Below are 20,755 nucleotides of genomic sequence, written 5' to 3' on the forward strand. Positions count from 1 at the left end.
ACAAAAATTAAAACAATGAAAAATATATATTTAAAATCAGTCCTATTTGGCGCTCTGTCGACATTAGCACTAACATCTTGTGTGAAAACGGATGATTATGATGTGCCAACAATAGTATGTAACAATAAATTTGACGCGGCTAACCATACTTTAGCAGACTTAGTTACTATCGCTAAACCTAAACCAACACAAGCTGATATCATTAAAGATAACTATATCGTTGAAGCTTATGTATCTTCAAACGACGAGTCAGGTAACATCTACAAAATGATGTTTCTTCAGGACAAACCTGAAAACCCAACACAAGGTATCGAAATCGATATCAATGGTGCTAACCAATATTTAGACTTTCCTCAAGGTTCATTAGTTAGAATTAACCTAAAAGGTCTTATTGTTCAAGTTTCTAATAAAAACATTAAAATCGGAACATACGACCCAAGCTACGCTGTAGGAAGAATTGAGCCAACTAGACTTGCAAACAATATGGCAAGAGTATGTGATGGTAGCAAAGCTGTATTAGCTACAATGGTGCCTTTAGAATTTAATTCAATTGGGGATGCATTAAAAGATAACGCACATATTAATCAGTTAATCAAGATTAAAAATGTTCAGTTCGAAGAAGGCGAATTAGCAAAGAACTTTGCTGATGATGCTGGAACAGGAGACCGTTATATCGCTGATAAAACAGGTGGTAGATTAGATCTTCGTTTTAGTAATTATGCAACTTATGCTAAAACACCTATCTCTCCTAAGTTTGCAGGAAGTGGTGATATTACTTTAATCTTGACAAAATACACTAATGCTAGTGGTACTGGTTCAGGAACTGACCAAGCTTATACAAGAGGACTAGATGACATCAACTTCGATAAGCCACGTCAAGCGATTGGTATCATTGGAGGAACAGATATAAAATATTTAGGTTCTTTCACAGAAGATTTTGAAAGCTATCCAGTTGATAATGCATTGTTCCCTAAATATCTTAACTATGCGTATAAAGGTAACAGATATTGGCAAATTAAATCATTTAGCAGCAACAAGTATATCCAAATGTCTGCTAATGCTGGTGGTACAGCTGATTACCATACATTCTTCATCGTTCCTGTAGATTTTTCAACAGCTAAATCATTCTCGTTCAGAGTTACCACAGGTTTTTATAATGGAGATGGTTTAAAAGTATATACAACCAACAACTACTCTCCAGGAGCTGATATCTCTACAGCAACATTAACTGAGATTACTTCAAACTTTACAATTCCTAAAACACCAACAACAGGTTACGGAACTTTAGCTCCAGCAGGGTCTTATAGCTTCCCTTCAACTTTAAAAGGAAATGGATTTATAGTTTTCAAATATGAAGGTACTAGTCCTAGTGTTACAACAACATATCAAATCGATGATATTGTAGTTAAAAACAACTAAAATAATTAAAAAGGATAACTTCCTTTTGTCAAAAATAAAACCGCTCCTAACAAGAGCGGTTTTTATTTTTAAGTGACTTTCTCAATATTCGGTTTTGGTTTTGGCTTGAATTTATTCCAAAGTTTTCGTCCGAATACAAATACTAAAATCACAAGACCAATTGCAAAAATAAAAGCTAAAACTGGTAAAGCTAAAGCAAATATAGACATTACACTAGCGCCAGCCGTTTCGGTTGTGGCAACAACATGATTTCCGATTCCGCCTGTTGTGGCTGTTGAGGCGACACGAGTGCCAGCAAATCCTGAAGCAATTGTTGCCGCAGTTCCTCCACCAGCAATTAAAGCCAACGCCCACTCAGATACACCATCAAGACCGATATATTGACTTGCAAAAAGCACAGAGCCTGCAACAGTAGCCAAAGGAATTGAAATACTATCGAGAATGTTATCAATATAAGGAATGTAATAGGCTAAAATCTCCACCAAAGTTGCAACACCTGTTGTTATCAAAGCAGGCAAAGAAGCCAACCATTGGAAACTTTCGTTGGCAGGAATCCAATGAAAATACGAAGCTAAACTCACAATAAACATTGGCAAAAACACGCGAAAGCCTGTTGCAGCAGCGAGACCAATACCTACGAAAATGCTAAATAAATAAGGAAGAAAATCGGACATAGTTTTTTGTTTAAAATTTCAAACATCAAAAACTATGCAAAGTACTGATTGACTACTTCTTAGAATTGAAGAGGTTGTTAAATTCTTTTGTAACGCATTCTAGATTGTCGGGCATTGTTTTAGAAACCCAAAACAACATCACTGATGCAGCATTCCCGAACTGTTCTTCAAGAACTGATTTGTTCAATCGATAGTATTCTCTCAATAATCTTTTGATACGGTTGCGATCGACCGCTTTTTTAAAAAACTTTTTCGAAACCGAAACACCGACACGACTACGCTGTTGCTCGGGAATATTTTTAAGAACAATTAATCGTGCGTTGCCATACGACATCCACTTCCCTTTTTTGAAAAGCAAATCAATATCAGATTTTTTCTTTAATTTTTCGGATTTTGGATATCGGAAGTCTGTCATATTTTATTTTCTTCCCGTTAAACTATTAATGACTTCCGCCGCAGCATAAAGACCAAACAACGCAGGGATAAAGCTAATTGTCCCATAAAACGACTTTTTGAAATTGCTACCATCTGTCAATTTCAAGCTGTTTTCATCTTGGATTTCGGTTGAGAAAACACATCTAAAGCCTTTGGTAACACCTTCTTTTTTCAAGCGTTTTCTAACTTGTTTTGCGAGCAGGCAATTGTTGGTTTTGCTAATATCACGAACCATCACTTTACTAGGATCTGTTTTTCCACCAGCGCCCATTGCAGACACTAATTTAATTTTATTTCGGCGACAAGTTTTTATCAAACTTAACTTCGGCGTCAATGAGTCTATACAATCTAAAACATAATTGAATTTCTCCGACACAACCAATTCTTCCATACGCTCTGGACTAAGAAATTCGTTGATCTTTATTAAATCTAATTTTGGATTAATATCCATCAATCGATCTGCAACAACATCTACTTTGTGCTGTCCAACTGTCGAAGTCAAAGCTGGCAATTGGCGATTAATATTAGTAATGTCCACTGTATCGCCATCCGCAATATACAGATGTCCTACGCCTGCACGCACCAAAAATTCGGCAGCAAAAGAACCAACGCCTCCAAGACCTACAACCAATATTTTTGCATCATTCAGAACTTTAAGACCTTCCTCTTTTAATAAAAGTTCTGTACGTTCTAGCCAAATTTCACTCATTGTTTAAAATTAAATTCAGGTTCTGTTTTATAAGAGATTGCATTTCTGACAAAGACATTGACTTCAGGATCGAAGCTTTTTCATAAATTTCAGAAATACGGATATCCGAAGCATCGGTTTCGAGAAAAAAACGATTGTTGGGACATTCTCTAAAAACAGACTGCAAAGATAGGTTTTCCAACAAAGATTTACCAAAACTTAGAAAAAAACCAGCATTTAATAATGATAAAGCCAAACTTTCTTTTTTGTTAAATCCATGGACAATCATTGGGACTTTTGCAATTTTCTTAAACTTCAACAAATCCGAATGCCTTCGAACACAATGTATGATCACAGGTTTTTGCAAAGAATTCGCTAATAAAATTTGTTGCGTAAAAATTTCTTCTTGCATGCTCGCTTCTGCTTCCACCAAAGCATCGAGACCGCACTCTCCTATCGCAAGACAATTGGATTCTTGTGCACGGCTTTTGACCCAATCCAAATCCCTTTCGAAATCGGCATCGATATCTTTCGGATGAAGTCCAACAGAAAAAAATTCAGGATTATCTACCGAAAACAAATCAAGGTTATAAATCCCGAGATGTCCTAAATGATGATGGTGAAAGTCAAAAAAATCCATTCTTCAAATATAAGAACCTGTCCAAAGAATTCGGCAAAGAAGATTTAATACTTTGAAAAAATATTTCAACCGAATTTCAAACTGACTCTAATTTAACGAAATTAAAATCAACTTCTTACAATTAAAAAATTTACTTAAATTTACCACCAATATGGTCAAGAAGAAATTTACTGATAAGCAGAAAAAAATCTTGGATGTTGCAGAGGAACTTATTGCTACAAAAGGCTTTGACGCTACTTCTGTTCGAGATATTTGTAGTAAAGCGGGCATCAATGTTGCGATGATTTCTTACTATTTTGGTTCCAAAGAAAAAATGATGACTTTCTTGTACCAATATCGTGTACAACGATCCAAAGAGAGTTTTTCGGAGTTTGCAGAGACCATCAAAGAGGGCAAAGCCGAGATGCAAATGAAAGAAATAATCAATTACATTGTTAGTTTGCTTTTCAAATACAATTATTTTCACGGTTTTGTAACGCAGGAGATTCGTGTTAATGATTTTATTAAAGATGATCTTTTAGACTTTTACAAAATTTGTGTCACCCGTTTTGAAGAAATCGTCAAGAAAGGTATTATTAGTGGCGTTTTCACCAATGCTCCAAAATCCGAAGACATCTTGACCAACATTATTGGTTCTACTTTATTTGTCATCAGAAACAAAAATTTCTACGAACTCTATCTTCCAAGTGCCAACGAAGCCAATTATCTTTCGGAAGCCGAGAAGAAAGTAAAATCTAATTTACTACAAACGACATTCGCTTTGTTAGGTTTTGAACTTTATGTTTAAGCAGTATCATCGCATTATTTAACAAAATACTGTTTGCAAAAGACTAAATATCTTTGTCAAACGTTAATATTATCATAATACTAAAGCCTTTTATCAAAAAAGTTTTATTTTTGCAAATCGTAACGTTGGACCTTGTCAACATTACATTATCCTTATGAAGAAATTAATTATTGTTGCTCTGGCATCAAGCCTTATTATATCTTGTAATAGAGAAATGGATCGCGCGCTAAAAAGTGCTGATAAAGATCTTATCCTAAAAACAGCAAACGAAAAATTTGCTAAGAAAAAGTGGAGCGATGCTATTGCTTTGTACGAGAGAGTTTCTAACCTTGTTGCAGGTACTGACGAATTCCCAAATGTAGGATTCAATACAGCGTATGCTAACTATTATGACAAAAACTATAAGTTAGCTGGGCACCAATTCAAAAATTTTGCGGTGAGTTTTCCACAAGATCCACGTCGCGAAGAGGCTGCCTATATGTCAGCACTTTGTTACTACCAAGGATCTTATGATTATGACTTGGATCAAACCAACACGCAATCTGCGATTAACGAGCTACAAGATTTCTTAAATACATATCCAGAAACTGACCGAGCAAAAAATATCCAACAAATGTTGGATGAGCTTAACTACAAAGTAGAATTCAAAGCTTACGAAAATGCGCGTCAGTATTACAAAATGGGAGAATATCTTGCTGCTGATGTAGCTTTTGACAACGTGTTAGAAGATTTCCCAGCAACAAAGCTTAGATCAAAAATTTTAGATTATAAAATGAAATCTAAATATGAGCTAGCGATGTACTCTATGCCAGAAAAGAAGAAAGATCGTATTCTTAATGCGCTTGCTTATACGAGAACAATTGAAAAGGAACTTCCAAATTCAGAGTTTTCTAAAACAGCACTTGCCTTTCGTCCAAAGCTAGAGGAGGAAAAAGTAAGATTCGACAAAATTGTTGCTGAAGCAGAAAAAAGACAAGCCGAATATACAGCGAAACAAAAAGCTGAAGAAGCTAAAAAAGCTGCTAAAGACGGGCTACAAAAGGAAGAATCTAACCAAGATGCCATCGAAAACGAGCTTGGAAAAGCTAAAAAAGATAGCGCAACGGCGACAGATCCTAACTCAACTTTCAGAATAAGAAGATAATTTGTATATTTGCAATTCTAAATAATTTCGCACAATGAGTGTAAAAGATACTAAAGCACAGGTTAATACCATTACCTATGACAAGAACAAAATCGAGAACAAAGTAGGAAGCATCTACGAAGCTATCGTAATTATGGGTAAAAGAGCGGAGCAAATCAACGCTGAAATCCGTACAGAATTACATAACAAATTGGATGAATTTGCTGTGCATAACTCTACTTTGGAAGAAGTTTTTGAAAACAGAGAACAAATCGAAATCTCTAAACATTACGAAAAACTTCCAAAACCGACCTCTATCGCTATCCAAGAATGGTTAGACGACGAAATCTACTTCAGAGAAACTGGAGAGAAAAACTAGAAGATTAAAACTTCCAATAGATAAACCACAGATTATTCTGTGGTTTTTTTGTTTTAATTTTGATATTTTTGTTAAGTTAAAAATCCACATTATGACGCTTTCTGGAAAGAAAATTTTACTTGGAATAACTGGCGGAATCGCCGCTTACAAAATGAATCATCTTGTAAGAGACCTTATAAAAGCTGGTGCCGAAGTGCAGGTTATTCTGACAAAATCTGCCGCAGACTTCGTGAGTCCTTTGACGCTTTCTACACTTTCCAAAAAGCCAGTCTATATCGATTTTTACAACCAAGACAAATCTTGGAATAACCATGTGGAATTGGCCCTTTGGGCAGATCTTATGTTGATTGCACCTTGCACAGCAAACACGATGGCAAAAATGACAACTGGACTTTGCGACAATCTTTTGATGGCAATTTACATGTCTGCAAAATGTCCTGTAATGGTGGCACCTGCGATGGATTTGGATATGTATCAACATCCATCAACACACAAAAATTTAGAAAGCCTAGCACAATTTGGACATACAATAATTCCTGCCGAATATGGCGAGTTGGCGAGTGGACTAATTGGACAAGGTCGTTTAGCAGAGAATGAAACGATTTTAAAACACATCAAACAGCATTTTGCATCTCAGAATAATCAAGCATTAAAAGGAAAAACAGTTTTGATAACCGCCGGACCAACCTACGAAAATATTGATCCTGTGAGATTTATTGGAAATCATTCTTCTGGCAAAATGGGATTTGCACTCGCTGAAGAAGCTTCAGCGCGTGGTGCAAAAGTTATTTTGGTTTCGGGACCATCACAGTTAAAGCCCGAAAACCCAAACATCGAAATCCATCGCGTAACCTCTGCATCGCAAATGTTTGACGAAGTGTTTAAATATTATCAAAATGTAGATATTGCGATTGCAAGTGCTGCGGTTGCCGATTATGCTCCGAAAGTTGTTGCAGCAGAAAAAATAAAGAAAAACGACTCCGAATTCAGTATTGAGTTGGTAAAAAATAAAGACATCCTTTTGCAAATGGGCAAAGAAAAGCAAAATCAGTTTTTAGTGGGTTTTGCTTTAGAAACTCAAAATGAAGAAGAAAATGCCAAAGGAAAACTAGAAAAAAAGAATTTGGATATGATTGTTCTTAATTCACTTCGTGACGAAGGTGCTGGTTTTCAAAACGATACTAACAAAATTAAAATCTTCACCAAAGATGAAAAGCGTGTTTTTGACTTAAAATCCAAAGACGAGGTTGCCATCGACATTCTTAACTTGGTGGAAGAAAAAATGAAGCTTTAGACTTATTAAATAAGAAAGCCTCGTTTTTCCCGTTTTTTATTCAATCGAAAAGTGTATTTTTACGTTTCAAAGTTTAATTTTAGAATGAAAAAGTTATTCAGCATATTTATTTTATTGGTTTTTACAGGATTTGGTCAGTCGCAAGAGCTTTTGGCTAACGTACAAATCAACTATCAACAATTGGGAGGAAGTAATGTACAGACATACAAAACCTTAGAAAAATCCTTAAAAGATTTCATCAACAATACTTCTTGGACAGGCAAAAGACTTCAAAATTTTGAAAAAATAAAATCAAATTTTGCAATCGTTATTTCTGAGAAAGCTGGTAATACCTACAAAGCAAGTATCGTAGTGCAAGCGACGAGACCTGTTTTTAATTCTCAATACGAGACACCCTTACTTAACTTTAATGACACCAATTTTGGGTTTGAATATACCGAAAACGAAAATTTAGTCTTCAATGAAAGACAATTTTCTGGAAAAAACCTTATTGATGTTATCAGCTTTTATGTTTATATGATTTTGGGTTACGATGGCGACAGTTTCAAGCTAAAAGGAGGACAGCCTTGGTTTGATAAAGCGCTAAAAATTTCGCAAAACTCAATGAACAACAACTATGCAGGTTGGTCACAAGCTGAAGGACTTAAATCTCGTGGTTTGGTTATTGACGCGATCCAGAAAGAAACCAACAGCACTTTGAGAAGTGTGTATTACAACTATCACCGTATTGGTCTTGATAATTTGGCAAAGACGGATCAAACCCAAGCCAAAAAAAGTATTGCAGATGCTTTGATGCAGCTTAAAGTCTATGAAAACGACTTCCAAATGAATCCTGCTTTCACGATATTTATCGATACTAAGAAAACAGAAATTTTCAACATTTTTGACAGCAATAATAATGGCGCTGTTAATATGAATGACCTAAAACAATTGATGTCCATGTTCGCACCTAACGACATTGACTCAAAATGGAATAAGTGGAAATAAGCCTCCACAGAGGAAAACTATCTTATGCTTTCAAGAATTGTTATTCAGAATTTTGCGCTGATTGACCACCTCGACATCCAACTTCACAAAGGTATGGAAGTGATAACTGGTGAGACGGGCGCAGGAAAATCTATTATACTTGGTGCTTTGCGCCTCATTATGGGCGAACGCGCGGACCTAAAATCAATTAGCAACGCTGACAAAAAATGCCTTGTAGAAGCGCATTTCACAATTGGTGAAGATTTTAAAAACTTTTTTGACGAACAAGATTTGGATTTTGACACCGAGTCTATTATCCGTCGCGAAATCCTGTCCAGTGGGAAGTCGCGGGCTTTCGTCAACGATGTTCCTGTGACTTTGGACGTTCTTAAAGAATTGTCATCAAAGCTAATCGACATCCACTCGCAGTTTGAGACGTCACAGTTATTTTCGGAAGCTTATCAGTTTCAGATTTTGGATTCGGTTTCGGAAAATCAAAAAGTTTTGGAGTCTTATCAAAAGAAGTTTAACAGCTACCAAAGTCTTAAACGCCAACTTCAAAATTTAAAACAAATATTTGCAGATGCGCATAAAGAGTCCGATTACAAAAGCTTTTTGTTAAACGAGCTGAATGAAATTAATCTCAATGATATTGATTTCAAACAACTTCAGGACGAGTTAAGCACACGCGAAAATGCGGAATATATTTCTGAGAATCTTGGTCAAATCATCCAAAAATTCCAACAAGAAGAAATTGGTGTTTTGCAAAGTTTTTTGGATGCTAAACAAAAGCTGCAAAAGATTTCGGATTTGTCGCCAAAATTTGAGGACATCCAAAAACGTTTTGACGAATCTTATTTTGAAATAAAAGACATCCTAAGCGAACTCGAAAACGAACTCGAAAAAGTTGACATCGATCCTGCTGCTCTTGCAGAAATGTTGCAACAAATGAATACGCTAAATTCTTTGTTTCTAAAACATCAGGTTTCGGATGTAGAATCACTTGTCGAGATTAGAAATCAACTCGACAAAGAACAATCTGGCTTCTCACATTTGGAAGAAGAAATTGCGGACATCGAAGTCCAAATTATTCAACTTGAAAAGGATTTGGAGAGAGAAGCCAAAGAACTGTCTAAGCTTCGTGATAAAGGAACACCCAATCTTATTGAAAAAATTGAAAGTCTCCTAAAACAACTTGGTTTAGAAAAAGCCAAAATTGCTTTGGAACGCTCGATTTCGGAGCAATACAATGCTTTTGGGAAGGAGCACATTCAGATTATGTTTCAGGCAAATTCTGGTTTTCCTATGAAGCCAATCCAAAGTGCTATTTCTGGTGGAGAACGTTCTCGCGTTATGCTTTCGATAAAGAAAATCTTGGCAGAACATAGTAATCTTCCAACTTTGATTTTGGACGAAATCGACACAGGTGTTTCTGGTCGCGTTGCGGAAGAAATTGGAAAAGTGATGCACGATATGGGAAAAAATATGCAACTCATTGTCATCACCCATCTCGCACAAGTTGCTGCAAAAGCCGATGATCATTACAAAGTTACCAAAATGGATGTGGATGGATTGACGCGCTCGAACATTATCCCTTTAAACGAAGACGAACGTCTACAAGAGATTGCACAACTTCTTTCGGGCAGCACCGTAACGCAAGCAGCCATATCGCAAGCGAAGGAGTTGATGGGACTCTAAAATATTTTTGATTGTCCGCTTACCCAAATTAAGAAAACAATGTCATTCAGAGCGAAGCGAAGAAACCTAGCGAAGCGGTTCGACGAAGTCAATCTCAAACATTTGATTCTCAGAGATTCCTCCTACGTCGGAAATCGAAGATTCGGCGTAGCCAATGACAAGTTTTGTTAAAAAAAAATTAGGCATAATTACGGATATTCATTAAAATATTACAAGATTGATTGTTTAAGAAAGGATTGTTTAAAGTCTAAAAAAAAATTCACTCTTTCAACGAACCCGAATTGCGGCCGCGATAGAAGCGGCATCCTTTTGGCAGAGTGAGGCGGCGGAGCGCAGCGGAGCCGACCGAGCGAAGCCAAAAGATATAGCGGATAGCGCGAATTGTCCGCCCAAGAAAAAATAAAAAAAGCTTCCAAAATCTGGAAGCTTTCTATTTTTTGAATGGCTAATCGCTTAGCAATATTCGTTGTAAGCTGCTTGTAAGTTAGCGGCGATTGCGCCTGCTGGGTTACCTTCGATGTGGTGACGCTCTAGCATGTGTACCAATTCTCCGTCTTTGAACAATGCGATGCATGGTGAAGATGGTGGGAATGGTGCTAACAATTTTCTAGCTTCTGCAACAGCTTCTGTATCGAAACCTGCGAAAGCTGTTACCAAATGATCTGGCTTTTTGTCACCAGTTAATGAATATACTGCGCCTGGTCTTGCTGCTCCTGCTGCACAACCACAAACTGAGTTAATCATCAACAAGGTTGTTCCTGATTGCTTAATCGCTTGATCAACTTGCTCTGGTGTTGTCAAATCTTGGAAACCTTTATCGGTAAGTTCTGCCTTCATTGGCATTACTAAATCTGCTGGATACATAATATTTATTTTTTTAGTTTAACAAAGATATTGATTAATCTCTAATTCTCTTATTGAGTTATGTTATCAAAACAATGCCAAAAATCTATCGAGACATTTTGACACAAAAAAACCCAATCCTACGAGAGAATTGGGTTCCATTAATCAAATCGATATGCAAAATTTGGATATCCTTTTTTTAGGGTTTTGGTTATAGGTCGGAGGTAATAGTTACAACCACAATCCTGATAACTGCAACCTTCTAAGAAAGTAACTTCTTAGCCATCGTCGAGATGCTCTTTCCGTCCGATTTACCAGCTAATTCTTTGGATGCAACACCCATTACTTTTCCTAGATCTTTGGCGCCTTCGGCACCTGTTTGGGCAATAATGTTTTTGATAGCTGCTTCCAACTCTTCTTCCGAAAGTTGGGCTGGCAAAAATTGCTCAATAACTTTGGATTGTGCAGCTTCTACGTCTGCCAAATCCATACGATTTTGCGCCGAAAACTGATCGTAAGAATCTTTTCTTTGTTTGATCATTCTTTGCAAAATTGCAATCTCTTGTTCTTCGGAAACATCGGCACCTTTGTGCTCTGTTTTAACCAAAAGAATCTGCGCTTTAACGGCACGAAGAGAATCGAGAGCAACTCTGTCTTTCTCTTTCATAGCGGTTTTCATCGCGTCTGTTATTTTTTGTTCTAAACTCATTTTTAATTTTGCTTTTAGCAATTGGCAGTTAACTTTTAGCCTAACAAAGGCGATAAGCAAGCAGCCATTTGCATTAGTCTACGTCTTTGTTCAAGAACTTGTTCTCGCGAAGTTGTACTCTTCCGTTGTGGTCACTCAAGAAGTTATTGATATTTTGATCAGAAGCATTAGCGCCGTCTAATTCAATATTTTTTCTTTTGAATGCTGGAATGTTTTCAAACTCTTCGACGTGATCGAATTTTTGATAACGTGAGTTAAACTCTTTTAGCTTGTTTCTTCTTTCCTGAATCTTGTTAGACTCTGGCGACTTGTTGATAAAAGTAAACTCCGACTCGTCAATTGCTTCTTCTACAACTGGCTTTTCAAAAGTTTTTTCAACTGGCTTTTCGATTGGTTTTGGCTCGTTAACCGCAGGACGATTGTAAAGCATATCAGGTTTTGGAACTTGGATTTCTTCCTTAATTTCTCTTTCGAAAACTGGGTTAAAATCTTCTTCAACGTCTTCCTCTACACGATTAATCTTTGCCTCAACTTCTTCTTCCTTGTGTACAAACAAAGCTTCTTCTTTGATAGGCTCGTTGATTACAAAGTTAATTTCAACAGGTTTTTCCTCGTCGGTGATTTGGATACTTTGTTGCGGCGTAACTTTGTTTTCCACCTCAAAAGTAAAAGCTTGCGCTTCTAAGTCTTCATTTTGACTATATTCTTCCTCTTCATCATAATTAAAAAGGTTGAATTCTTGAGGTGCTTCGTCTTGCTCCCAATTTTGGTTGAAGCTTTCGGATTCTTCTTTTTCGAAAAACTTAACTTCTTGCGGAACTTCTTCTACAGCAGCCCCCGCGAAATTATTAGTTGGAAAATTGGGAGTTGAAAAATCCTCGTCATCTTCTAGACGGAAAACATTTTTGCCTCCGTTGTCGAAACCATGTTCTGCATCTCTTTCAGCTCTTGTCTTGAAAGGAGAATCTGTGCGTCTTGGCATATTTGGATCTCTGTCGCCAAAAAGATTAATTTTTTCAATTGGCTCTTTAGCGTTAGTTTGTCTAACATCATCTTTTGAGAATCCTGTAGCGATAACCAATACGCTGATTGCATCACCTAATTCTTCATCCGAACCAACCCCGAAAATAATATCTGCTGTGTTACCAGCTTCTCTTTGGATATAGTCGTTGATGATACCGATTTCGTCCATTGTTGCTTCCTCGTTACCAGAACGGATAAGAAGTAAAACATTTTTCGCACCAGTAATTTTGTTATCGTTCAATAACGGAGAGTCCAAAGCTTTTTTAACAGCTTCTTCCGCTTTGTTTTCGCCTTGTGCAGTACCAGTTGACATTAGCGCTGTACCAGAATTCTGAAGTACAGATTTGGCATCACGGAAGTCAATGTTAACATCGAAGTAACCTGTAATAACTTCTGCCATACCTTTCGCAGCATTTGTCAACACTTCATCGGCTTTTGAGAATCCAGATTTGAATCCTAAGTTTCCGAATTGTTGTCTTAATTTATCATTGTTAATAACGATAAGTGAGTCAACGTTATTTCTCAATTTATCCAAACCTAATTCTGCTTGGTCAAGACGTCTTTTGCCTTCGAAACTGAAAGGTACTGTTACAATACCCACAGTTAAAATGCCCATCTCTTTAGCCACTTTCGCGATAACTGGCGCAGCACCTGTACCAGTACCACCGCCCATACCTGCTGTGATGAAAACCATTTTGGTATTTTGTCCCATTGCGGCTTTGATCTCGTCGATACTTTCGATAGCTGCTTTTTCGCCAACTTCAGGATCAGCACCAGCGCCAAGACCTTCGGTCATTGTAATGCCTAACTGAACTTTGTTAGCGACAGGGTTATTATCTAAAGTTTGAGCGTCTGTATTGCAAATCACGAAATCTACACCGTAGATTCCTTTTTCGTACATGTGCTTAAGTGCATTGTTTCCACCGCCACCAACACCAATAACTTTGATGATCGCAGAGTTGCCTTTTGGTAGGTCAAATGAAAATCCTTGATTGCTATTTGTATTTTCCATTGTTGTTATATTATGCTATGTTCCGCTTTTACTATTTAAAAATAGCTTTTTAGCTTCTAATTTTATTCTACTTCTTCAAAGAATTTTTTAACTTTTTCTAAAATTGATTGCCCGAATGTCAATCGACCACCTTTTTGCTTATGGTCTTTGATCACTTCTTGTACAAGTTTAGTTTCTTCTGGTTCTGTTGAGTTGATTACTTCTGGCTCAACTTTCTTTTCTACAACTTCTTCAACTTTTTCTGGTTCGTTGATGGTTTCTTTTTTGTCACGAATCTTAAGACTCTCCATCAATAATCCGATAGATGTTGCATACTCTGGACCTTTCAGTTGTTGGTTTTTGTCATTGCTAACATACTCGTTAGAGAAACCAATTCTGCTGTCGAATCCTGTAATGTAGTTTGCCAACTGTCTTAGGTGTTTTAGGTTAGATCCACCACCTGTCAAAACAATACCAGCAATTAATTTTTTCTTTTGCTCGAATGCGCCGTAAGCTTTTAGTTCGGTATTTACCATTTCTAAAACCTCTTCGATACGGGCACTAATAATCTGCGCCAACATCTTTAGCGAAATTTCTTTATCTGGACGACCATGCAAACCAGGAATGGTTACAAAGGTGCTGTCTTTTTCTAAATCTGGAACTGCAGAACCAAAATTAACTTTCAGCTTTTCTGCATGTTTTTCGATAATAGAACATCCTTCTTTGATGTCATCTGTGATAATCCCACCACCGTAAGGAATAACACAAGTATGACGGATGATATTATCTTTGAAGATAGCGATATCTGTTGTACCGCCGCCAATGTCAACAATCGCAACACCAGCTTCTTTTTCTTCTTTTGTTAAAACAGATTCTGACGATGCCAAAGGTTCTAGCGTCAAAGCTTCCATATCCAGACCTGCTTCGCGGATACATCTTACGATGTTACGAATAGATCCCATTTGTCCTACAACAACATGGAAGTTAGCTTCTAGACGCTTACCATGCATACCAATTGGCTCTTGGATTTCGCCTTCAGAATCTACTTTGTAATCCTGTGGAAGAACATGGATAATTTCTTCACCAGGAAGCATCACCAACTTCTTAACCTGATCTTTAAGGGCTTCGATGTCGTCTTCTGTGATGTACTTGTCCGGATGTTCTCTCATGATATAATCCGAATGTTGCAAAGAGCGGATATGCTTGCCCGCAATCCCAACCGTCACTTTACGAATTGAAACACCAGCGCTAGCTTCTGCCTGTTCTACTGCCGCTTTGATTGAGCTAATCGTCTGCGCAATATTGTTAACAATCCCTTTGTGTACGCCGAGACTTTTTGCTTTTCCTACGCCGAGGATCTCGATCTTTCCTCGATCGTTGCGTCTACCAACAATGGCAACAATCTTTGTTGTCCCAATGTCTAGACCTACTGAATACTCGTGATTTTCCATTTTTATGCTCGATTTGATTTTTTTATTCTACTACTACTTTTGTTTTTTTCTTCGTGGCTTCTTTTTTAGGAGAAGTTTTTTGTTGTGTTTTTGGTTTATCCTGCTTAGGCGCAGTTTTTGGTTTTTCTTGTTTTTTTGGTTCAGCCTTTGGTTTCGCTTCAGATTTCGGCTTGGCTTCCGATTTTGGTTTAGAAGCAGCAGGCTTATTTTCCTTTTTGTCCACTTTTGCTGTTTCTGCTTTCTTCTCAACTTTCGCTAAAGGTTTTTCCAAAGCTTTTTGTTGCGCACGCAGAAGACTATCATTCTCCTTAAAATAAGGATTAAGCGTTGTTACAATTTGGTTTTCATATTTAACCGAAATCCTTTTGTACTTATCTGGATTTTGGTAAATAAGATATTTTTCAACAAAAGTTTTAAAACCTTTAACCTTGAAATCAATATTGTCAAGATCTCCAATTTCTACTTTGTAATTACCTTCGCTCGTCAGCAAACTATAATCATCTTTGTATTTTGAAATACCAATAAAGTATTTTTTACTAAAATCGTCTTTGTCAATCTTCTCAACCAGATTTCCTAAAGCTTTGTATTCGTCTTTTTTAACATCGCCAGAAACCAAAAGGCACGGAAACGAGTAGTTTTTAGAAATCGGAAATTCGGAGCCATTAGCATCTACATAAAAATCCTTACCTCCTTTTTGAAGTCTAAAAACAGGAACCCTTTGTTTAACATCGATATGTAAGGTACCATTAAGGTCCAAATAAACATTGGCGCTGTCCACATAACTATTATCATTGAGCGACTTCTCTAACTTTGGAATGTCCAAAGTCCCAATTTTGTTTTCGGGATTGTTTTTCTTTATCAATTCCGATACTTCTTTTTCTGAAATAAAATATACAGAAGGCGCTGTTTCATTTAGCTTAACTTTAGGTTCAGAAACTGGCTTTTCGCTGAAGCGCTTCAAAGAGAAACTCAGCAAGAAAACCAATAATCCTACGGTTACTAAAATTTTTAATATTCTGTATTTATTCTTCATTCTTTATTGTACAATTCTAACTGTACTTTTCTTTTTTTGTCTTAAATCTTATCAACTATATTGTTGGCAACCATTCCATAATTGGATCATAAAGCGTATCAATATTTCCTGCACCAACAGTCAACAAAATGTCGAAATCTTTAGATTTAATCTTTTCTAAACTCTCGTCTAAAGTCACGACTTCTTTGTTTTCGGCTTCCACTTTGTCCAATAACCAAGCAGATGTCACGCCTTGGAAATTCTCCTGAAGTTCGCGTGCAGGATAGATGTCTAACAAAAGCAAATCATCTCCTTTTGCAATACTTTTCGCAAAATCGTCCGCAAAATCGCGCGTTCTACTAAATAAATGCGGCTGGAAAGCAATCAACAATTTCTTATTTGGATAGAAAGTTTTGATCGAACCAATCACGGCATTCAGCTCCGTTGGGTGGTGCGCATAATCGTCGATGTATATTTTTCCGTTATCAAAAATATGTTTTGTGTAACGTCTTTTAATACCTTTAAAATTTGCAATCGCTTTTTTGAGCGTTTCAAAATCAACACCCATTTTATTTAAAATCGCTAAAGAAACCGTAGCATTTTCAACATTGTGAATACCAGGAATTTCCCAAACGAAATCTTTGATCGTCTCTGTCGGCGTATGGAAGTCAAAATAAATTTTGTCATGATCCATTCTCAAATTATCCGAATAATAATCGGCTTTTTCATTAACCGCATAAGTCTCGTGCGGACGACCAATGTCCAAGCCTTTTCTCACAAAAAGTTGCTTGTCCTCTGGTACCAAAGCTGCAAATGCACGGAAACCTTCTTCGATGTGGTTTCTGTCGCCATAGATATCCAAATGGTCAGCATCCATCGAAGTTACAACTGCCCAATCTGGTGAAAGATTTAGGAAGCTTCTGTCATATTCGTCGGCTTCAACTACAGAAAGTTCGTTACCGTTGTAAAGAAAATTTGATTTAAAATTTTCCGAAATTCCGCCTAAAAAAGCAGAAAACGGCAAATTGGCTTCTTTGCACAAATGTGAAATAAGTGTCGAAGTTGTCGTCTTCCCGTGTGTACCTGCAACCGCAATACACTGCGTATCTTCGGTTACCAATCCTAAAACTTTTGCACGCTTCTGAATGGTAAATCCGCCATCTTGAAAATAATCTAAAATACCTAAAGTCTTAATCGCTGGTGTATAAATCACCAACGTATCTTTGGGCGACAAAGCTTTTACTTTGTCATCAATTTTATCTTCAAAAGTGATGTTGATTCCTTCCTCCATTAGTTGCGTCGTCAGCTTGGTATTGGTTTTATCATAACCTAAAACCTCGCGACCTGATGCGTGGAAATATCTCGCCAAAGCACTCATCCCGATACCGCCGATACCGATGAAATAAAAATGCTTAAATGTATTTAGATAGTTCATTAAAATTTAAATTTAAATTTTGGAGCTGGGGTTTTTACTAAGGTAAATCCTGCCAAATAATCTTTATCTCTATACACCATAACTGCCATATACTTAAGAGAATCTTTCTTCTCTGATGTCATATTGAAAACAATAAAATCAGAATAATCTCTCGGTGTATTTGGTGTAATAGCACTATGGTAATCTCCAACTATAACCTTTCCGTATTTTGCTTCATGTTTTTCACATTGTTTTTTAAACTCTTCTTCTTTTTGTAGAATAGCATTGAGATTAAAATCTAGATTAAAACCAACAAGTGGTGTATAATCTTTATTTTCGCATTTGCGGATAAATTCTTGAGCAAAAGATTTTGCTAAGGCAATTCTTTCTTTGCTAAGATGCTCTTTGGGTGTAGGCTTATAAGCCCACGAACTGCAACTTGTTAGCAAAATAAGAGGCAATATGTAAACTAACTTTTTAAACATGTTTTATCGTTTTTAAAATTTCATCAACAATCTCAACTGTTGCATTTGGCTTAGCAAAAGTTTTGATGTTTGTGGACATTTCTGCTCTTAGATTTTCATCCTTGCAAATACTCATTAATGTTGGCCAAAACAAGTCCTTCATCTCTGAATCTTTTACCATTTTTGCGGCATTTTTCTCAACCAAATTGAGTGCGTTTTTGGTTTGATGATCTTCCGCTGCAAAAGGGAAAGGCACCAATAACACCGGCTTGCCAGCAACCGACAATTCGGAAATTGCAATCGCACCAGCTCTTGACACAATAACATCCGCCGCAGAATATGCCAATGGCATTTCATAAACAAATTCTTTAATTTGAATATGGTTGGTTGTTATCGTTTGTTGGTTGTTGGTCAATTCTTCAACTATATTCTTGTAATCTGTCTTTCCCGTTTGCCAGATAAGTTGCATATTTTCTTTTCCGAATTCTACCAGATTATCTTTCCAGCCATTGTTAAGCGTTCGAGAACCTAAAGATCCTCCAACAGACAAAATGCACAGCTTGTCTGCATCCAAACCAAGCTGCTCCTTAGCCATTTTGGAATCCAACATATCCGTGACGATACTCTGTCTAATCGGATTTCCAGAGAATATAACTTTCGTCTTCGGAAAATCCTTTTGCATATTAGGATAAGCTGTGAAAACCGCTTTTGCTTTTTTGCTCAGCAACTTATTGGTAACACCTGGATAGGCATTTTGCTCCTGGATGAAAGTCGGAACGCCCAATCTTGACGCTGCCCACAAAGCTGGTCCACTTGCAAATCCTCCCGTCCCAATCGCAACATCTGGACGAAATTCTTTTATTATTTTTTTTGCTTTTGATAAACTTGACAAAAGCTTGAATGGTAATTTAAAATTGGACAAAATATTTCCGCGGTCAATTCCTGCAATGTTAACACCTTCAATCTTGTAACCTGCATTTGGAACTTTTTCCATTTCCATTTTGCCGTTTGCACCAATGAACAAAAACTCAGCTTCAGGAAATCTTCTTTTGATTTCATCAGCAATAGCGATTGCAGGGAAGATATGTCCTCCTGTTCCGCCACCTGATAATAAAACTTTTAATTTGTTCATTTGTTTTTATTTAATTAGGATTACATCCTATTCTTTATTAAGCCTCTATCCTATTTTTTTTAATAGGACTTTGTCCTATTCTTTATTAAATCGTCCTTTCAGGACTTTATCCTTTCGTCTTTTTATGCAATAGTACTTCGTCCTATTTTTATTTAAGTCGTCCCTTTGGGACTTTATTGCTTTAAAAATTATCTTCTCTTTTACAGGACTTCGTTTTATTCTTTGTTAAATCTTTATCATGCTTTTTAAAATAGGACTTCATCCTATTCTTACTTAAGTCGTCCCTTCGGGACTTTATTGCTTTAAAAATTATTTTCTCTTTTATTGTACCTTGTCCAATTCTCTGTTAAATCGTCCCTTCGGGACTCTTTTCGCTTTATGCGATATCATTAATCTCTTCGATTGTTTGTTTTTTACCCAAACCTTCTTCGTCATAAACTTGGATTCGAGAGCTGATACTTAAAATAATTCCCAACTGAATGTAGGTTACCAACATCGATGTACCACCATAACTAATCAACGGTAAAGGCTGTCCTGTAACAGGAATCAAATTAACAGCAACTGCGATATTAACACCCAATTGCACGAAAATCATAAGTCCAATGGCGAGTACCAACAAGGAACCAAAGAAAGCGGGCATCTTACTAGCAATCATCACAATCCTAATCATCATGATCATGTAAAGACTTATCAGCACAAAGGCGCCAAGCCAACCATATTCTTCCACAATAATTGCGAAAATAAAATCGGAAACCGATTGTGGAAGTGTTTGCTTCAATGCACTTTTTCCTGGGCCGATTCCATAAAAACCACCATGTACAATGGCTGCTTTTGCTTGCATTACTTGGTAGTTTTTAGCCTTTAAAGATTCGTCTTCGACATCTGCATTTTTTTTAGCACTGGTAAAGGTTTCTACACGGCTCATCCAAGTATGCACACGGTTGTTGTTAATGATGCTTGTATTAAGCGCGACCAACAAAAACAATATTACAGCAACTACTGATACCGAAATAAAACCTGCAATGTATTTCCAATGCAATTGTCCAAACACCAAAACAGCGATGGACACAATTAAAATCATTAATCCTGTAGAACCATTATCTTTAGCAACCAAAGCAAAAACCAATAAAATTGGTCCAAAAATGTACAAGACATTTTCAATGGGAAGTCGCTCTCTTGCAATCTTCTTTGTTAAATATCGACACAGATAAATGATTAACATTAAATAAGCAAAAGATGATGGCTGAAACGAAATTGGTGTTCCTGGAATCTTCAACCAACGCGATGCACTCGCACCATCAATGGTCTGTCCTGTAAACATCGTAACAAACAACAATCCTACTGTAATCGTCAACAAAATGGAACTTAGCTTTCCAATATATTCGTATCGGATAGCACCAATACCACGCATAATGCCTAAACCGATTACAAGGAAAACCATGTGCTTTAGGATGTGCGAAGTTGTTGTACCGTTATTAGCGATATACTCCAAGTTGGAACTTGCCGAATAAACAGGAAATATCGACAGAAAGGATATCAAAATGATAACCATCCAAAGGACTTTGTCGCCCTTTAGTAATTCGAATTTGCTTTCTGCCACTTGGTTTTCCATC

Annotated in this window: 20 protein-coding genes; 7 read left to right on the forward strand and 13 right to left on the reverse strand. The window is 36.9% G+C overall.

Annotated features, from left to right (window positions below):
- The first annotated feature begins 15 nt into the window (after positions 1-15).
- Positions 16-1,419 (forward strand): DUF5689 domain-containing protein, encoded by a 1,404-nt coding sequence (locus Q1V95_RS13495; RefSeq protein WP_300674991.1) that lies wholly within the window; start codon positions 16-18, stop codon positions 1,417-1,419.
- A 68-nt stretch (positions 1,420-1,487) separates the two neighbouring features.
- Here the strand turns inward: Q1V95_RS13495 and Q1V95_RS13500 are convergent, their stop codons facing one another.
- Genes Q1V95_RS13500 through Q1V95_RS13515 form a run of 4 tightly spaced genes read right to left on the reverse strand, consistent with a single transcriptional unit; the run spans position 1,488 to position 3,856 of the window.
- Complete coding sequence (locus Q1V95_RS13500) at positions 1,488-2,093, reverse strand: DUF4126 domain-containing protein (RefSeq protein ID WP_300674993.1); 606 nt, start codon at positions 2,091-2,093, stop codon at positions 1,488-1,490.
- Between the two features lie 52 nt (positions 2,094-2,145).
- The gene (gene rnpA, locus Q1V95_RS13505; RefSeq protein WP_300674995.1) at positions 2,146-2,508 is read right to left on the reverse strand and encodes a ribonuclease P protein component; all 363 of its coding nucleotides are present in this window, start codon (positions 2,506-2,508) and stop codon (positions 2,146-2,148) included.
- A 3-nt stretch (positions 2,509-2,511) separates the two neighbouring features.
- Positions 2,512-3,237: a tRNA threonylcarbamoyladenosine dehydratase gene (locus Q1V95_RS13510; protein WP_300674997.1), complete on the reverse strand. Its 726-nt coding sequence runs from the start codon at positions 3,235-3,237 to the stop codon at positions 2,512-2,514.
- Positions 3,230-3,856 (reverse strand): TatD family hydrolase, encoded by a 627-nt coding sequence (locus Q1V95_RS13515; protein ID WP_300674999.1) that lies wholly within the window; start codon positions 3,854-3,856, stop codon positions 3,230-3,232. The genes Q1V95_RS13510 and Q1V95_RS13515 overlap by 8 nt, the downstream gene beginning before the upstream one ends.
- A 151-nt stretch (positions 3,857-4,007) precedes the next feature.
- Between Q1V95_RS13515 and Q1V95_RS13520 the strand changes: the two genes are divergently transcribed.
- From Q1V95_RS13520 to recN, 6 genes are all read left to right on the forward strand, one after another.
- A complete protein-coding gene (locus tag Q1V95_RS13520; protein WP_300675001.1) occupies positions 4,008-4,643 on the forward strand; it encodes a TetR family transcriptional regulator in 636 nt (211 codons plus the stop codon).
- Positions 4,644-4,797: 154 nt separating this feature from the next.
- Entirely contained in the window at positions 4,798-5,787 is a 990-nt protein-coding gene (gene bamD / locus Q1V95_RS13525) for an outer membrane protein assembly factor BamD (RefSeq protein ID WP_300675003.1), read from the forward strand.
- Between the two features lie 34 nt (positions 5,788-5,821).
- Positions 5,822-6,145, forward strand: a complete 324-nt coding sequence (locus Q1V95_RS13530; protein ID WP_300675005.1) for a DNA-directed RNA polymerase subunit omega — start codon at positions 5,822-5,824, stop codon at positions 6,143-6,145.
- A gap of 91 nt (positions 6,146-6,236) precedes the next feature.
- Positions 6,237-7,439, forward strand: a complete 1,203-nt coding sequence (gene coaBC / locus Q1V95_RS13535; protein WP_300675007.1) for a bifunctional phosphopantothenoylcysteine decarboxylase/phosphopantothenate--cysteine ligase CoaBC — start codon at positions 6,237-6,239, stop codon at positions 7,437-7,439.
- An 84-nt stretch (positions 7,440-7,523) separates the two neighbouring features.
- A complete protein-coding gene (locus Q1V95_RS13540; RefSeq protein WP_300675009.1) occupies positions 7,524-8,426 on the forward strand; it encodes a DUF4835 family protein in 903 nt (300 codons plus the stop codon).
- A gap of 24 nt (positions 8,427-8,450) precedes the next feature.
- Positions 8,451-10,103, forward strand: a complete 1,653-nt coding sequence (gene recN, locus Q1V95_RS13545) for a DNA repair protein RecN (RefSeq protein WP_300675011.1) — start codon at positions 8,451-8,453, stop codon at positions 10,101-10,103.
- Positions 10,104-10,556: 453 nt separating this feature from the next.
- Here the strand turns inward: recN and Q1V95_RS13550 are convergent, their stop codons facing one another.
- From Q1V95_RS13550 to Q1V95_RS13590, 9 genes are all read right to left on the reverse strand, one after another.
- On the reverse strand, positions 10,557-10,967 hold the full coding sequence (locus tag Q1V95_RS13550) for a BrxA/BrxB family bacilliredoxin (RefSeq protein WP_300675013.1): 411 nt from the start codon (positions 10,965-10,967) through the stop codon (positions 10,557-10,559).
- Between the two features lie 241 nt (positions 10,968-11,208).
- A complete protein-coding gene (locus Q1V95_RS13555; protein ID WP_300675015.1) occupies positions 11,209-11,655 on the reverse strand; it encodes a GatB/YqeY domain-containing protein in 447 nt (148 codons plus the stop codon).
- Between the two features lie 73 nt (positions 11,656-11,728).
- Complete coding sequence (gene ftsZ / locus Q1V95_RS13560; protein WP_300675017.1) at positions 11,729-13,690, reverse strand: cell division protein FtsZ; 1,962 nt, start codon at positions 13,688-13,690, stop codon at positions 11,729-11,731.
- Between the two features lie 62 nt (positions 13,691-13,752).
- Positions 13,753-15,120, reverse strand: a complete 1,368-nt coding sequence (gene ftsA, locus Q1V95_RS13565) for a cell division protein FtsA (RefSeq protein WP_300675019.1) — start codon at positions 15,118-15,120, stop codon at positions 13,753-13,755.
- A 22-nt stretch (positions 15,121-15,142) separates the two neighbouring features.
- The gene (locus tag Q1V95_RS13570) at positions 15,143-16,153 is read right to left on the reverse strand and encodes a cell division protein FtsQ (protein WP_300675021.1); all 1,011 of its coding nucleotides are present in this window, start codon (positions 16,151-16,153) and stop codon (positions 15,143-15,145) included.
- A gap of 55 nt (positions 16,154-16,208) precedes the next feature.
- The gene (murC, locus tag Q1V95_RS13575; RefSeq protein ID WP_300675023.1) at positions 16,209-17,567 is read right to left on the reverse strand and encodes a UDP-N-acetylmuramate--L-alanine ligase; all 1,359 of its coding nucleotides are present in this window, start codon (positions 17,565-17,567) and stop codon (positions 16,209-16,211) included.
- Positions 17,567-18,031: a hypothetical protein gene (locus Q1V95_RS13580; RefSeq protein ID WP_300675024.1), complete on the reverse strand. Its 465-nt coding sequence runs from the start codon at positions 18,029-18,031 to the stop codon at positions 17,567-17,569. The genes murC and Q1V95_RS13580 overlap by 1 nt, the downstream gene beginning before the upstream one ends.
- Positions 18,024-19,142, reverse strand: a complete 1,119-nt coding sequence (gene murG, locus Q1V95_RS13585) for an undecaprenyldiphospho-muramoylpentapeptide beta-N-acetylglucosaminyltransferase (protein ID WP_300675026.1) — start codon at positions 19,140-19,142, stop codon at positions 18,024-18,026. The genes Q1V95_RS13580 and murG overlap by 8 nt, the downstream gene beginning before the upstream one ends.
- A 376-nt stretch (positions 19,143-19,518) precedes the next feature.
- Positions 19,519-20,754, reverse strand: coding sequence for an FtsW/RodA/SpoVE family cell cycle protein (locus Q1V95_RS13590; protein WP_300675028.1), 1,236 nt, complete (start codon positions 20,752-20,754; stop codon positions 19,519-19,521).
- Position 20,755 lies beyond the last annotated feature (1 nt).

Source organism: Soonwooa sp. (assembly GCF_030151385.1).
GTDB lineage: Bacteria > Bacteroidota > Bacteroidia > Flavobacteriales > Weeksellaceae > Soonwooa.